The organism is Microbacterium sp. Kw_RZR3 (assembly GCF_029222405.1).
Classification (GTDB): domain Bacteria; phylum Actinomycetota; class Actinomycetes; order Actinomycetales; family Microbacteriaceae; genus Microbacterium.
Genome location: NZ_JARHXC010000202.1, coordinates 1 through 13,382 on the forward strand (window position 1 = coordinate 1; position 13,382 = coordinate 13,382).

At 70.1% G+C, this 13,382-nt stretch carries 10 protein-coding genes; 3 read left to right on the forward strand and 7 right to left on the reverse strand.

Annotated features, from left to right (window positions below; genetic code table 11):
* Positions 1 to 50 precede the first annotated feature (50 nt).
* Together P2P98_RS11165 and P2P98_RS11170 are read right to left on the reverse strand one after the other, a co-directional pair.
* The gene (locus P2P98_RS11165) at positions 51 to 695 is read right to left on the reverse strand and encodes a hypothetical protein (protein WP_275799799.1); all 645 of its coding nucleotides are present in this window, start codon (positions 693 to 695) and stop codon (positions 51 to 53) included.
* A 300-nt stretch (positions 696 to 995) separates the two neighbouring features.
* On the reverse strand, positions 996 to 2,288 hold the full coding sequence (locus tag P2P98_RS11170) for an MFS transporter (RefSeq protein ID WP_275799801.1): 1,293 nt from the start codon (positions 2,286 to 2,288) through the stop codon (positions 996 to 998).
* 64 nt (positions 2,289 to 2,352) lie between these two features.
* On the opposite strand from P2P98_RS11170, the gene P2P98_RS11175 reads away from it, so the two are divergent.
* Together P2P98_RS11175 and P2P98_RS11180 are read left to right on the forward strand one after the other, a co-directional pair.
* On the forward strand, positions 2,353 to 2,940 hold the full coding sequence (locus P2P98_RS11175; RefSeq protein WP_275799802.1) for a CGNR zinc finger domain-containing protein: 588 nt from the start codon (positions 2,353 to 2,355) through the stop codon (positions 2,938 to 2,940).
* Positions 2,941 to 3,051: 111 nt separating this feature from the next.
* On the forward strand, positions 3,052 to 3,531 hold the full coding sequence (locus P2P98_RS11180) for a hypothetical protein (RefSeq protein WP_275799804.1): 480 nt from the start codon (positions 3,052 to 3,054) through the stop codon (positions 3,529 to 3,531).
* A 407-nt stretch (positions 3,532 to 3,938) separates the two neighbouring features.
* Here the strand turns inward: P2P98_RS11180 and dgt are convergent, their stop codons facing one another.
* The 5 genes from dgt to P2P98_RS11205 all read right to left on the reverse strand — a co-directional run bounded on the left by dgt (position 3,939) and on the right by P2P98_RS11205 (position 12,192).
* Positions 3,939 to 5,462 carry a dGTP triphosphohydrolase gene (dgt, locus tag P2P98_RS11185; protein ID WP_275799806.1) on the reverse strand — a complete coding sequence of 508 codons (1,524 nt, stop codon included), beginning with the start codon at positions 5,460 to 5,462 and terminating at the stop codon, positions 3,939 to 3,941.
* Between the two features lie 1,112 nt (positions 5,463 to 6,574).
* Entirely contained in the window at positions 6,575 to 8,986 is a 2,412-nt protein-coding gene (locus P2P98_RS11190) for a glycoside hydrolase family 3 N-terminal domain-containing protein (protein WP_275799808.1), read from the reverse strand.
* A gap of 7 nt (positions 8,987 to 8,993) precedes the next feature.
* Positions 8,994 to 9,878: a carbohydrate ABC transporter permease gene (locus P2P98_RS11195; protein WP_275799810.1), complete on the reverse strand. Its 885-nt coding sequence runs from the start codon at positions 9,876 to 9,878 to the stop codon at positions 8,994 to 8,996.
* Positions 9,875 to 10,897: a sugar ABC transporter permease gene (locus P2P98_RS11200; RefSeq protein WP_275799812.1), complete on the reverse strand. Its 1,023-nt coding sequence runs from the start codon at positions 10,895 to 10,897 to the stop codon at positions 9,875 to 9,877. Before P2P98_RS11200 ends, P2P98_RS11195 begins: the two co-directional genes overlap by 4 nt.
* An 11-nt stretch (positions 10,898 to 10,908) precedes the next feature.
* Entirely contained in the window at positions 10,909 to 12,192 is a 1,284-nt protein-coding gene (locus P2P98_RS11205; RefSeq protein ID WP_275799813.1) for an extracellular solute-binding protein, read from the reverse strand.
* 170 nt (positions 12,193 to 12,362) lie between these two features.
* Between P2P98_RS11205 and P2P98_RS11210 the strand changes: the two genes are divergently transcribed.
* Entirely contained in the window at positions 12,363 to 13,364 is a 1,002-nt protein-coding gene (locus tag P2P98_RS11210; protein ID WP_275799814.1) for a LacI family DNA-binding transcriptional regulator, read from the forward strand.
* The last annotated feature ends 18 nt before the right edge of the window (positions 13,365 to 13,382 follow it).

Below are 13,382 nucleotides of genomic sequence, written 5' to 3' on the forward strand. Positions count from 1 at the left end.
GCCAACACCTCTCGGGACGCGGACGCCACGGCATCCGGAATCGCGGGTGATCAGTGCGGGGTGAACGAGGCCAGCGCCGCCCGGTAGGCCCGCGACTCTTCGCGGACCTCCGTCGTGACCAACAGGGCACGCGAGCCGAGCGTGCGCACGTACGGGCCGCGGCAGGCGAGGACGACGATGCGCTCGAGCCCGCGTCGCCAGGCGGGGACGAGGGCGTCGAGGTCGCGGCGCTCCGGCTGCTCCTCGAGGGGTCGAGGACGGGTGGACCGCGCTGCCTCGAAGGAGTGATCCTGCCATTGTCGGTACGAGGCGTCGTCGAACACGGCGTCGCCGAACTCATCGCGCCACGAGGGACCCATGACCTGCGAGAGCAGCGACCCGCGTTCGTCGGCGGGGAGGTCACGGCCCATCAGCCGTTCCATCGCCGCGTGATCCGTCGGCCGCCCCGCGTGCTCGATGACGTCTCTCCAGAGAACCGGCCAGACGGCCGCCCATCGCGAACGCTCCGCCGCGGTCAGCTCTCGGCCGGCTGGCGCGGGCGTGTCGGTCAGGCGCGGCGGAACGTCGCCCTCGACCTCGAGGCCATACGCCTCGCGTACCCAGAGCATCTCGTCGGCCGCGTGCGGACGGTCTTCGACGGAGATCACCATGTCGCGGGGCCACGGGTCACCGGGAACGGGGTGCGTCGACCACATCCCCTCATGGTGACAAGGGATGCGGCGCGACGGAACCCCCAGGACGGTTCGCGCAGCGTCACCTTGTGGGGTTTGGGGCGTGTTCTTCCGCTTGGGGCGCGAAACTCCCGCCCCGATCGGACGAAACGCGCCCCGAACCGGGTTACAGCCCACGAGCCAGCGTCAGTCGCGTCGAGCGACGATCGATTCGCGCCCACCGGACCGACAGTCATACCGCGGCAGAGAAGTGCTGGCAGTGTTCACGACCTCTTCATCGGCGGCAATGACGGGTCCGTGCGCCTGGTCCTTCCCGCGAGGTGCTCAGCTCTCGCGCGTGAGCACCACCTCTTCCCTCGTGATGTCGTTCGGATTGCCGATGCGGCGCAGCGGCGACGCGATCACCCAGACAACGGTCAGCACGACTCCCGCGCAGCCGATCGCGATGCCGAGCCGCGTTCCCACGAGATCGCCCAGAACACCTCCGATGCCCGCGCCGATGGCGACGACCCCGTACGAGATCCAGCGCATCGTCGCGTTCACGCGGCCGAGCAGGTGGTCGGGCGTGCGCAGCTGCCGCAGGGTGAGCGCCACGACGCTCGACAGGGATGTGCCCGCGCCGTTCACGGCGAAGACACCGATCAGGGCTGCGACGACGAGGGTGCGACCCCAGTCCGCCTCGATGACAGGCAGGGCGGCGAGCACGATCGACTCCGCGCCAGCGCAGGCGACGAGGACGGGACCAGCCCCGAACCGTCGCACACTGCGAGGAGCGAGGGCGGCGCCCATCACGGCGCCGATCGCGCCCAGACTGAACACCAATCCGAGGTGGCCCGCGGTGAGTCCCCACTCCCGCACCGCATGCACGAGGAGCAGCACCATGACCCACTGCGCGAACAGGTTGTAGATCGCCGAGAAGCCGACGAGGGCGACCAAGTATGGATCGCGACGAACGAAACGCAGCCCCTCGCGCAGCTGTGTCATCGCGCTCACCGCCGACGGATCGGGGCGCTCTTCGAGCGACCGGATGCCGAGCAGTGCGACGGCCGAGACGATGAACGTCCCCGCCTGAACGAGCAGGGCGCCCGCCGTGGTGAAGGTCTGGATGAGCCATCCTCCGACACCCGGGCCCGCGACCTCGGCGACGGAGAACGTCGCTTGGAGTCGGCTGTTCGCGCTTTCGAGGTGCTCACGCCCCACGACGCTCGGGAGGAAGGACTGGTACGCGACCTCGAACGCGACGGTGAATGCCCCGAGAAGCGCGACGAGGGTGACCAGCGCCGCGAGAGTGAGCGCACCCGCCATCGCGGCGACCACCACTGCGATCGTCAGAGAAGCGCGACAGACGTCGGACACGATGAGGATGGGACGCCGGGTGCGGCGGTCGGCGAGCACGCCGAGGGGGAGAGCGAGCAGCAGGAACGGGAGCCACCGGGCGACACCGAGCAGCCCGGCCTCGGTCGCCGAGGCGTGCAGCGTCACGACGGCGAGGAGGGGCAGAGCGAGTTCCCCGATCTGTCCCCCGACCGCCGATGCTCCGTGTGCGAGCCAGAATCTCGCGAAAGCCGGTCCGAGGCGGATCCGCGGGTTTCTTCTAATACGTGATCGGGAGGACATGCGTTAGATCATGTCCAGAGATTGGCTAATGGTGCAAGGGCCCATCACGCATTAGCCTGAGGGTATGAGCCAGACCCGCGCGGCGACGTATCCGCAGATCGGTGGGCACGCCGCCCTCGATCTGGTTGACACCGTGCACTGGCGGCTGGACCCCGCCCGGTGGATCGATACGGTGCCCACCTTCGACGCGGTCCTTGCCTGGGGAACGCAGGTCGGCGTCTTCGGTGACGCTCGCTCCGCCGCTCTCGCGGCGACGCGCGACCCCGCGCAGGCGGAGCGCGAGCACGCGGCGGTGATCGCGCTGCGCGAGGCGATCTACGCCGCCGTGTTCGAGGGGTCGGGGAGCGCCGCCGCGCTCATCGCGCGAGAATACGTCGACGCCGTGCAGAGATCGTCGTGGGAGCGCTCGACCGACGCAGGACCCTGGTCTTGGCGAACCCCCGATGACATCACCGGCCCCCGGGCAGCCGTCGCCTTCCTCGCGCACGACCTTCTCGCCTCCGACCTCAGCGCGGCCCGACAGTGCGGTGACGACGCCTGCGGATGGGTCTATCTCGACACCTCCCCGCGCGGCAATCGTGTGTGGTGCACCGCCGCCGGCTGCGGAAATCGCAATCGCGTCGCGCGCCATCACGCGCGAACCAAGCGATGACGGCGCACCTCGCGTGCTTCGCTCTCTCTTGACGCGCGCCCATGATTCGATGGGTCCTGGCCTCTCCGCAACGTCTGGACCGTGACACCACGATTGACCCATCGGAGAACCATGAACCACCCCGACGGTGCCTACGCGAAACCTCTCTTCGTCGTTCAGCGATACCCCTCGCAGCACCTGGTTGCCCGGGGGATCGGCATCCTCTTCATGGCCGGGGCGGTCGTGCTGGCCGCGTCCGAGGTCATCGAGCGGGATCCTCTCGCGTACATCGGCGTGACCGTGTGGCTGACCACCCTGGGCGGCCTCGGCGCGATCATCTTCTTCTACGCCCTGTCGCTGGGCCGGGCCCGGATCCTCGTCTTCGACGACCACCTCGTCGTCCGCTCGGGCCGCCGCCGGGCGCGCATCGTGCCGGCGTCCGAGATCGCCGAACTCGCGGCGCTGATGTCGGGGCGGGTCCGCGGGAAGGACGCGGACGGCCGGACGCTGTTCGAGACGATGCGCGTGTACCAGGGGTTCCCCGAATTCGCCTCCTGGCTACAGGAGAAGACACCGCGGCAGTGGGCCGAGATGGAGAGCGCAGGCGGCTGAGCGACGCGAGGGGGCGCGTCCCGTTCTCCGCGCGGCGTGATCCTGAGGGTGCGGCCCACAGGACACGGAAGGCCTTATTTCTCGGGGCAGGGATGCCGAGAACAACGCTGGCAAAAGCTCAGGGCCGACCGACGGGATTCTGACGTCCGGCATCCGGTCCGTGCTCGATGTGGAATCGCCGCAGCTGTCGGACCGCGCCGATCACTCGAACCACGCCGTACACCGTCAGGGTCACGAACGTGATCGCCGTACCCCACAGCCACCACGGTGCGTCGGCCCCCTCGGCGGCGAGCGTTCCAATGCCGCCGAGGCGAGGACCACGGCGCCGACCAGGGTCCAGATCGCGGCGGTGCGGGCGCGGTCGAGCCGCATCCGCTGCTGGATGAGCGACACCGACTGTTCCCCCGTCACAGCCGCTGCCCCAGAGCCCACAATCGGTCCGCCCGCCCCGAGATCGCCTCGGACAGCGCGAACGCCTGCGAATCGGTGAGGGATGCCACGTAGTCGACGATCCCGCGAGAGCGCGCGAGCGTTTCGGCTTCGGCATCCGAGGGCCGACGTTCAGCGGGCAGGGCCGCGTACTGCTCACGGGCCAGCGCGATGAGCTCGCGGAGGCGCCGCGGGGTGCGGGCGCGGTCGAGATCGTCGTCGAGCCACTCGCCGAGGGCGCGCACCGACCGGGCGAGGATGCGGCTCATGCCGCGCTGCTGGATCGCCAGGTCGGGGCGGCTGAGCACGAAGCGTTTGTGCACGAACTTCAGCACCTCGACGTGGTGCCAGGCCCACGGCGACAGCACCACGGGTCCGGCCCGCGGCGTGTCGAGCGGCCGCAGCCGTGCCGACTCCTGGAACCGCCGGATCCAGCGGTCGGTGAAGGCGGCGAGCCGACGCTCGGCCGTCAACGAGCCGTCGAAGGGGCGGGCGAGCAGGTCGGTGACCATCTCGGCATCCACGTCGCTGACGGCGGCGAGGAAGGCCTCGTCGTCGGCGATCCACGGGTCGTCGCGGCGCATCTTCCGGCGCAGGCGCTCCAGTCCCGCGCCCGGCGCGAGCTCGGCGCGCACCTCCGCGTCGTCGCGCGAGCGCCACTCGAGCACGTCGTCGAGCCAGCCGCGGAACTCCGCCGCGATCGGCGCGTGATCGAGGATCCCCGCGCGGTAGAAGTCGTCGACGTCGTGCACCGAGTACGCGATGTCGTCGGCGAGGTCCATCACGGCACCCTCGATGCTCTGGCGGAGAGGCTCGGCATCCACCCCCTGGCGGGCCTCGGCGAGGTCGTCGAGGTCGAGGTCGTACGCCGAGTACTTGTGCACGCGATACGCGCCGTCGGAAGAGCGACGGATGCCACGGGGAGGGCCGATCCGCTCGACATCGGCCGCTTCGACCGACGGCGCCCACGGGTACTTCGCCGAGGCGGCGCGCACGGCCGCGGTGAGATTGAGCCCGCGGGGCGCGTTCTCGACCACGTCGAGGGCGGTGAGGATGCGGTAGGTCTGCGCGTTGCCCTCGAACCCGTCGGGGAGGCCCAGCTCCTCGCGCGCGAGGCGGTCGAGCGTGGACTCGCCGAGGTGGCCGAAGGGCGGGTGGCCGAGGTCGTGCGCGTACGCGGCGGCCTCGACGACGGTGGCGTTACAGACGTCGCCTTCGCCCGCTTGGCGCGCACGAGTATTGAGCTGCAGCGCGACGACCCGCGCGATCGCGCTCACCTTGAGCGTGTGCGTGAGGCGGTTGTGCACGGGAGCGGCGCCGATCGAGGGCGACACCACCTGGGTCACGGCCGACAGACGCGAGAAGTACGGCGAGAACTGGATCCGCTCGAGGTCGATCGACCACGGGTCGGCGCGGGCGTCGTCGTGGTCGCGGTGGATCCGTGACGCGGGGTTGCCGACGACGGTCTCGGGTCGGGCGGTGGTGTCGTCGTGCAGCGTCATCGGGTCCTTCCGCGGCGTCAGCGTGTTCCATCAACGCTAACGCGGTTGCGAGCTCACGCGCGGAAGTCGACGAGGCGACTCGCGTCCATCGAGCTCCGGGGAGGCTGTGGACAGCGGATCGTGTTTGCCGTGCCGCCGGTACTTTCGTTGTGAGCCCGGGACATCGCGTCGCGGTGACACGAAAACGGATGAACAACATGATTCAGAATGATGAGCCGATCGTGGTGGAGGCGCCCCCCCGCGTCTTCGAGTTCCAGATTCGATGTCCGTAAAGCTGCGCTGCTCGGCGTCGGCGCTCTCGTATTCCTCGCCGTCGGTGCAATCGGAGGGCGTCTGTTTCCCCCGTTCGTCCTCGACGAGGGGTTTTGGCGAGACTTCGTGACGTCCGCGGGGTTCGGTGGGGTCGCGGCACTCGCCGCGGCGGCCATCGCGTTCGGCGCTGCGTGGTACACCAGTCATCGATCGACTCTGAATGCCGCCGCTGACCGGAGGCAACGTGACATCGCGGCCGAGGATGACCGCCTGCAACGAGAAGTCGCGGATCAAAGAGCGCAGTGGTGGGCCCGATTTACGTGGGCAACCGAGAGAGCACTCGACCCGAGACATCGAAACGTCGGTCTGGTGAGCATGATCGGGCTGGTGGGCCACCCTTGGGCCAGCCCGGAAGACACCGACATCGCCGACGCCGTTGCCGACGTCCTCGACAAGTTGGATACTGGAACCCCCGATGGGGGAGCAGAAGGAGGTGAGAGATGACGTCCACTAGTGATGAGACTCGTGACCTCGTCCGCCGGCTCCGCGAAAAAGCGCGCCGGGTCAAAGCCCAGCGCGATTCGGGTGAGCAGACGGTGAAGACCTCCAGATCGGGACAGTACGTCATCGTCTCCCGCTCAGGGGGCTCGACCGGACGGTCCGTCTCGAGTGTTCACGGCGAGCCTCTCCCGCCGTCGCCCCGAACTCCTCGCTCTGCCGCCTGACCGGCTGTGCGTGCGCAGATCGCGCCGCTCTTTCCCTCTCGCCACCCCTGACGCCTGCGGACGGTGTTCACACAGCGAGGAGCGCCGCGATGAGGAGGGCGGCACCTCCCGCGCCGCCCTCCCACATGTGCGGCATCAGCCCCGGCGCACCTCGACCTCGACCACGCGCGCGTCGTCGGGACCGAGCTCGTAGGTCGGGCCGGTGACGCGCAGACGCACCGCCTCGTCGACCTCGGCGCACGACGGTCCCAGCCGCAGCTCGATCTCGCCCGGCTCGACCACGCGGCGCATCGCGCGATCGCTGTACGCCAGGCGTGACGAGGGCACCGTGAACCGGATCTCGGCGCTCTCGCCGGGATCGAGCTCGACCCGCGCATACGCGACGAGCGCGGCCAGGGGCCGTGTCACGCTCGCGCCCGTGCGATGCGTGTACACCTGCACGACGTCGGCTCCGCGCACGGTGCCGGTGTTCGTGACCCGCGCCGACACGGTGAACGCGTCGCCCGCGCGGACCTCGGGCGAGGCTCCGGATGCCGAGATCCCGACGCTCCGCGAAGCGTCACCGGCGCGGAGCCCGGCGGATGCCGCGCCCCCGCGCTCGCCACCGGCCTCACCGGCTCCGCGACCGCCGCCGTCGACCCGCAGCTCCCCGCGCTCGAACGTCGTGTACGACAGCCCGAACCCGAAGGGCCGAACGGGCGTCGGGTCGGTGCTCGTCACGCCCGACGGTCCGCCGAGCAGCGGATGCAGGTACGAGTACGGCTGCGCGCCGGCCGAGCGGGGGAGCGAGACGGGCAGGCGCCCCGAGGGGGTGGCATCCCCCGCCAGAAGAGCAGCGAGCGCGGGCCCGCCCTCCTCGCCGGGGAAGAACGCCTGCAGCACAGCCGCGGGGCCGGAGTCGCCGTCGAGCGCCCAGCTCAGCGCGTAGGGGCGTCCGGTCAGCAGCAGGAGCACCACGGGGGTTCCGGTCGCGACGATCGCCTCGACGAGCTGCCGCTGCCTCCCGGGGAGCTCGAGCGATTCGGCATCGTTGCCTTCGCCGACGGTCCCGCGGCCGAAGAGCCCTGCGCGGTCGCCGACGACGACGATCGCGACTTCCGCATCCCGCGCGACGGCGACGGCCTCCGCGAAGCCGTCGGTGTCGGAACCCTCGACGGCGCAGCCGACGGCGTACGAGACCGCGGCGAATCGCGACTCCAGAGCCTCGCGGACGGTCGGGATGTCGAAGCCCATCGGCGTGCCCGGGTGATGCGCGAGCACATGGTTCGCGAACGAGTAGCAGCCCATCAGCGCCTCGGCGCTGTCGGCGTTCGGGCCGATGACCGCGATCCGTCCCGGCGCCGCGAGCGGAAGCACCCCGTCGTTGCGCAGCAGCACGGCGCTCTCGAGAGCAAGTCGGTATGCCAGCGCACGGTGCTCGGCATCGTCGAGGTCGATCTCGGTCGGGACGTCGGCGAAGTCGGCATCCAGGAGTCCGAGGTCCTCCTTCTCGGCGAGCACGCGGGCGACGGCCCGGTCGACCACGGCTTCGGGGAGGGCTCCGGATGCCACCCGCTCGGCGAGGTGCGGATACGCGTCGGGGCCGGGCAGCTCCACGTCGATCCCCGCCTCGAGAGCGAGCTGGGCCGCTTCGCCGAGGGAGCCCGCGATGCCGTGCATCGAGCGGAGGAACTCGACGGCGAAGTAGTCCGAGACCACCGTTCCGTCGAAGCCCCAGCGCCGGCGGAGCAGGTCGGTGAGCAGCTCGGGGCTCGATGCCACGGGTACGCCGTCGATCTCGGTGTACGAGTTCATGACGCTGCGGACACCGCCGTCGCGCACGGCCATCTCGAACGGCGGGAGGAAGACGTCCTGCAACTCGCGTGGGCCGGCCGACACGGGGGCGTGGTTGCGCCCGGCCCGGGAGCCGGAGTACCCCACGAAGTGCTTCAGCGTCGCGTGCACCCCCGCACTCTGGAGGCCCCGGACGTACGCCGTGCCGATGGTTCCCACGACGTACGGGTCCTCGGCGATGCACTCGTCGACGCGTCCCCAGCGGGGGTCGCGCACGACATCCAGCACGGGCGACAGTCCCTGGTGCACACCGAGGTCGCGCATCGAGCGACCGATCGCGGATGCCATGAGCTCGATTGTCTCCGGATCGAACGAGGCCCCCCACGCGAGCGGTGTCGGGAAGGTCGCCGCTTTCCACGCGGCAAAACCGGTGAGGCACTCCTCGTGCACGATCGCGGGGATGCCGAGCCGCGTCTCGGTCTTGAGGCGACGCTGCTCGCCCCACAGCCACTGAGCGCGCTCGATCGGATCGACCGGGCGCGTGCCGTACACGCGCGTGAGGTGGCCGAGGCCGTGGACGGTGGCATCCGCGTAGGCGGTCGAGGTGACCTTCTCGCCCGAAAGGGGAGCGACGACCTCGTCGCCCTGGTCGACCCAGTAGCCCACGAGCTGCGCGAGCTTCTCGTCGAGCGTCATCTCGGCGACGAGGGCCTGCACGCGAGGAGACACGCCGGGCGTGAGGGCAGCACCGACGTCGGTGTGGTGGATGGTCATGAGCGGATCAGCCCTTCACGGCGCCGGTCAGGCCGCCGACGATGCGCCGCTCGAACACGCTGAAGAACAGCAGAGCGGGGATCATCGACAGCGAGGTGAATGCGAGCACGCGCGCGGTGTCGACGGAGTACTGCGAGGCGAAGGCCTGCGTCCCGAGCGGCAGCGTGAAAGCGGCTTCGTTGTTGAGGATGAACAGCGGCAGCATGTACGAGTTCCAGCTGTTGACGAAGGCCAGGATGCCGACCGTCACGACCGCGGGAACGGCGAGCGGCAGCACCATGCGCCAGAAGAAGCCGAGGCGACCGAGCCCGTCGATCGACGAGGCCTCCTGCAGCTCGTTCGGGATCGCGGCGAGGAACGGCGACAGGATGATGATCGTCAACGGCAGGGCGAACGCGATCTGCGGCACGATGACGCCCGCGAGCGAGTTCATCAGCCCGAGGTTGCGCACGAGGATGTACAGCGGCGTGATGGCCACGGTCATCGGAAACATCAGGCCCGCGGTGAACAGGGCGTACACCGCACCGCGGCCGCGGAAGCGATAGCGCGACAGGGCGTAGGCGGCCATGAGACCCAGCGCCACGACGAACAGGGTCGTCGCGACGGCCGCGATCGCCGAGTTGCCGACCTGGCCCCAGAACGTCGGACTCGCCAACACGTCGGCGTAGTTCTCCCAGTTCCAGCGCGTCGGGAAGCCCGAGGGGTCGACGGTGATCTCGGCGTTCGAGCGGAAACCGCCGAGGATGATGTACACCACGGGGGCGAGCATCATGCCGATGAGCAGCAGGGCGACGAAGCCGACGATCACCGAGGATCCGCGGTTCGCTCCGGCAGGACGCGGGCGCGGAGCCTTGGCGCCACGCGGGGTGACGAGGGTGGCGGTGGCGGTCATTTGGTGCCTCCCGTGAGGGCGCCGGCCGTGTCGCGACGCAGTACGAAGCGCTGGTAGACGAGGGCGACGGCGAGCGAGATGAGGAACATCACCACGGCCACCGCACTGCCGTATCCGAAGCTGCCGGCGTTGCGACCGTTGGCGACCATGTAGGTGGCCATGGTCGAGGTCCCGGCGGTCGAGGCGACGTACTGGCCCCAGATGATCCAGACGAGGTCGAACAGCTGCAGCGAGCCGATGATCGACAGGAACGCCCAGATGCGGATGGTCGGACCCATCAGGGGCAGAACGATGTGCCGCTGGATCTGCCAGTACGAGGCGCCGTCGATCGCGGCGGCCTCGCTGAGCTCCTCGGGGATGCCCTGGAGCCCTGCGAGGAAGAGGATCACGGCGAAGCCGATGTACTTCCACGTGATGATGATGAGCAGCGTCCAGATCGCGAGCGCCGGGTCGGAGATCCAGTCGGCGCGCAGCGCTCCGAGGCCGATCTTCTCGAGCATCCCGTTCATCGCGCCGCTCGACTGAAGCATGAGGCCCCAGCCGAGGCCCACGACGACCTCGGAGATGACGTAGGGCACGAAGATCAGCACGCGGATGAGCGACTGCGCCCGCATCTTGCGGTTCAGCAGCAGCGCGAGACCGAGGGCGAGAGGCCCCTGCAGCACGAGTGAGCCGACGACGATGAAGGCGTTGTGGCCGAGCGCCTCGTGGAAGGCGGGGTCGGTGAGGATCGTGACGTAGTTGCGGATGCCGACGAAGTCGGTGGGCGTGCCGAACCCCGACCACTTGTAGAAGCCGTAGTAGGCGGCGAGGACCACCGGGAGGATGACGAACGAGACGAAGACGACCAGGGCGGGGCCGAGGAGGATGGCGAGCTCGCCGCGGATACGCCAGTTCTCGCGGCGGCGCCGGACGGGCGACCGCCCGGCCGAGGGGGTGCGCGGGGCACCCTCCTCGGCCAGGCGGCGACCGGCGACGTCGTCGGACGCGGTGGCGACCGGATGACGCACGGTGGTCATGTCGGGACTCCTCAGCGCGAGGCGGCGGCGTTGACGGCGTCGACGATGCCTTGCGGCGTGCCCTTGCCGGCGAAGAGGTCCACCACGGCGACGTTCAGCGCGTTGCCGACGTTCTGGCCGTAGAGCGTGTCGAGCCACACCGACACATAGGGGGCGTCGGTGTACGCCTGCAGTGCCGACTGCAGGGCGGGGGTGGTGACGGCATCCGTCGCCTCGTTCGAAGCGGGGATGGTCTGGAACGCGGCGGCGTAGTTCTCCTGGTTCTCCTTGTTGACGAGGAAGTTCAGGAAGTCGGTGCACTGCGCGGGAGCGTTGACCCAGCACGAGTAGCCGTCGACGCCGCCCATGATGGCGCCCTTCTCGCCCTTGCCGCCCGGGACCTCGGGGAACGGGAACCAACCGAGGTCGGCCAGGGGCTTCTCATCGGGGGTCAGCGAGGCGATCACGCCGGGGTTCCACGCGCCCATGAGCTCCATGGCGGCCTGGTGGTTGGCGAGCAGGCCCGCCGAGGACCCGGCGCCCTGCTGCGCGGCGGTGGTGAGGAAGCCCTCGTTGAACGGCTGGGTCTTCAGGAACGACTCGAGGTTCTCGCCGGCCTGCAACCAGCAGGGGTCGTCGAAGCTGCGGCTCTGGGCGGCCTCGTCGAGCACGTCCTTCGAGCACGCGCGCAGCGCGAAGTTGTAGTACCAGTGCGCGGCGGGCCAGGCGTCCTTGGCGCCGACCGCGATCGGGGCGACGCCCGTCGCGCGGATCTTCGCGTCGGCGGCCTCGAGGTCGGAGATGGTCGCGGGGGCCTCGGTCACCCCGGCGGCGGTGAGGAGGTCCTGCGCGGTGAAGATGCCGGAGGGGAGCACGGCGACGGGCATGCCGTAGTTCTTGCCGTCGACTTCGAAGGCATTGAGCGAGGTGCCGAGGGCGCTCTTGGCATCCGCGGAGATCTTGTCGGTGAGGTCCATGACCTGGCCGGCCGCGACGATGTCGGCGAGCTTGCCGCCGCCGCGGGCCATGAAGAGGTCGGGGGCGTCTCCGGCGTTGAGGGCAGTCTGGAGCTTGCCGTCCATCTCTTCGTTCTGCACGGCCTGGATCTCGACGGTGACGCCGGGGTTCGCCGCTTCGAAGGCCGCGGCGGTGTCTTCCCAGTATTTCTTCCCGTCGCCGGTGGTGGAGTTGTGCCACAGCGTCAGCGTGACCGAGCCGTCGGCGTTCTGGCCCCCGCCGCCGCCGGCGCAGCCGCCGAGCGCGAGGGTGCCGGCGACGGCGAGAGCCGCTCCGGCGAGGATTCTGCGCGTGTTCATGTGATTCCCGTTTCTCTTCGTCGAGGTGCGTCCTCGGGGACGCGCGGTGGTCGTCGGCAGCGATGCCGTATCCAGGGCGTGTGCTGCGCCCCGGGTCTGAGCAGTGTCGCCCGGTCGCGAACGCTCGTCAAACGTTTTCGAAAATGATTTCCACGCTATGGTCGGATGCCATGACCCGACGCGCCACCATCCACGACGTCGCCGCGGCGGCCGGTGTCTCGGTGGCCACGGTGTCGAAAGCCGTCAACGGGCGGTACGGCGTCTCGCCCGAGACGGTGAGCCGCGTTCTGGATGCCGTGAAGACCCTCGGCTACGAATCGAGCCTCGTCGCGAGCAGCATGCGGTCGCGCAAGACGGGCGTCGTCGGGGTGCTCGTCGCCGCGATCGAGCCGTTCTCGGCAGAGATCCTGAAGGGCGTCGGGGGAGCGCTGTCGGGCACCGGGTACGACCTGCTCGCCTACAGCGGATCGCGCCGCGAGGGCGAAGGGTGGGAGCGGCGATCGCTCAGCCGCCTCAGCGGCACTCTCATCGACGCCGCGATCATCGTGACGCCGACCGTGGTCAACGTGACGAGCGACGTTCCGATCGTCGCGATCGACCCGCACACGGGCCGCGCCGACCTCCCCACGGTCGAGTCCGACAGCTTCACCGGGGCGCAGCAGGCCGTGCACTACCTCGCCCAGCTCGGTCACCGCCGCATCGGTTTCATCGCGGGGCGCCCGGATCTGCGCTCCGCGGTGGCCCGTGCGTCCGGGTACCGGGAAGGGCTCTCGGCCGCCGGCATCCCGTTCGACCCCGCCCTCGTCGGCGTCGGGAGGTACGAGCAGGACGTCGCGCGCGAGGCCGCCGACGCCATGCTGTCGCTCGACGACCCGCCGACCGCTGTCTTCGCCGCGAACGACCTGTCGGCCCTGTCGATCATCGACGTCGCGGCCGAGCGCGGACTGCGCGTCCCCGACGACCTCTCGGTGGTCGGCTTCGATGACGTGCCCGAGGCCGCGCGCGCCCAACCCGCGCTCACGACCGTGCGCCAGCCGATGAAACGCCTCGGCGCCGAGGCCGTGCGGATGGTGCTCGCCCTCCTCGCCGGCGAGGACCTCCCCGAGACGCACCTCCTCCTGCCGACGCGGCTCGTCGCCCGCGGCACGACGGCTCCGCCGCGGCCGCGCTGAGCGCGGCGCGCCCCGCCC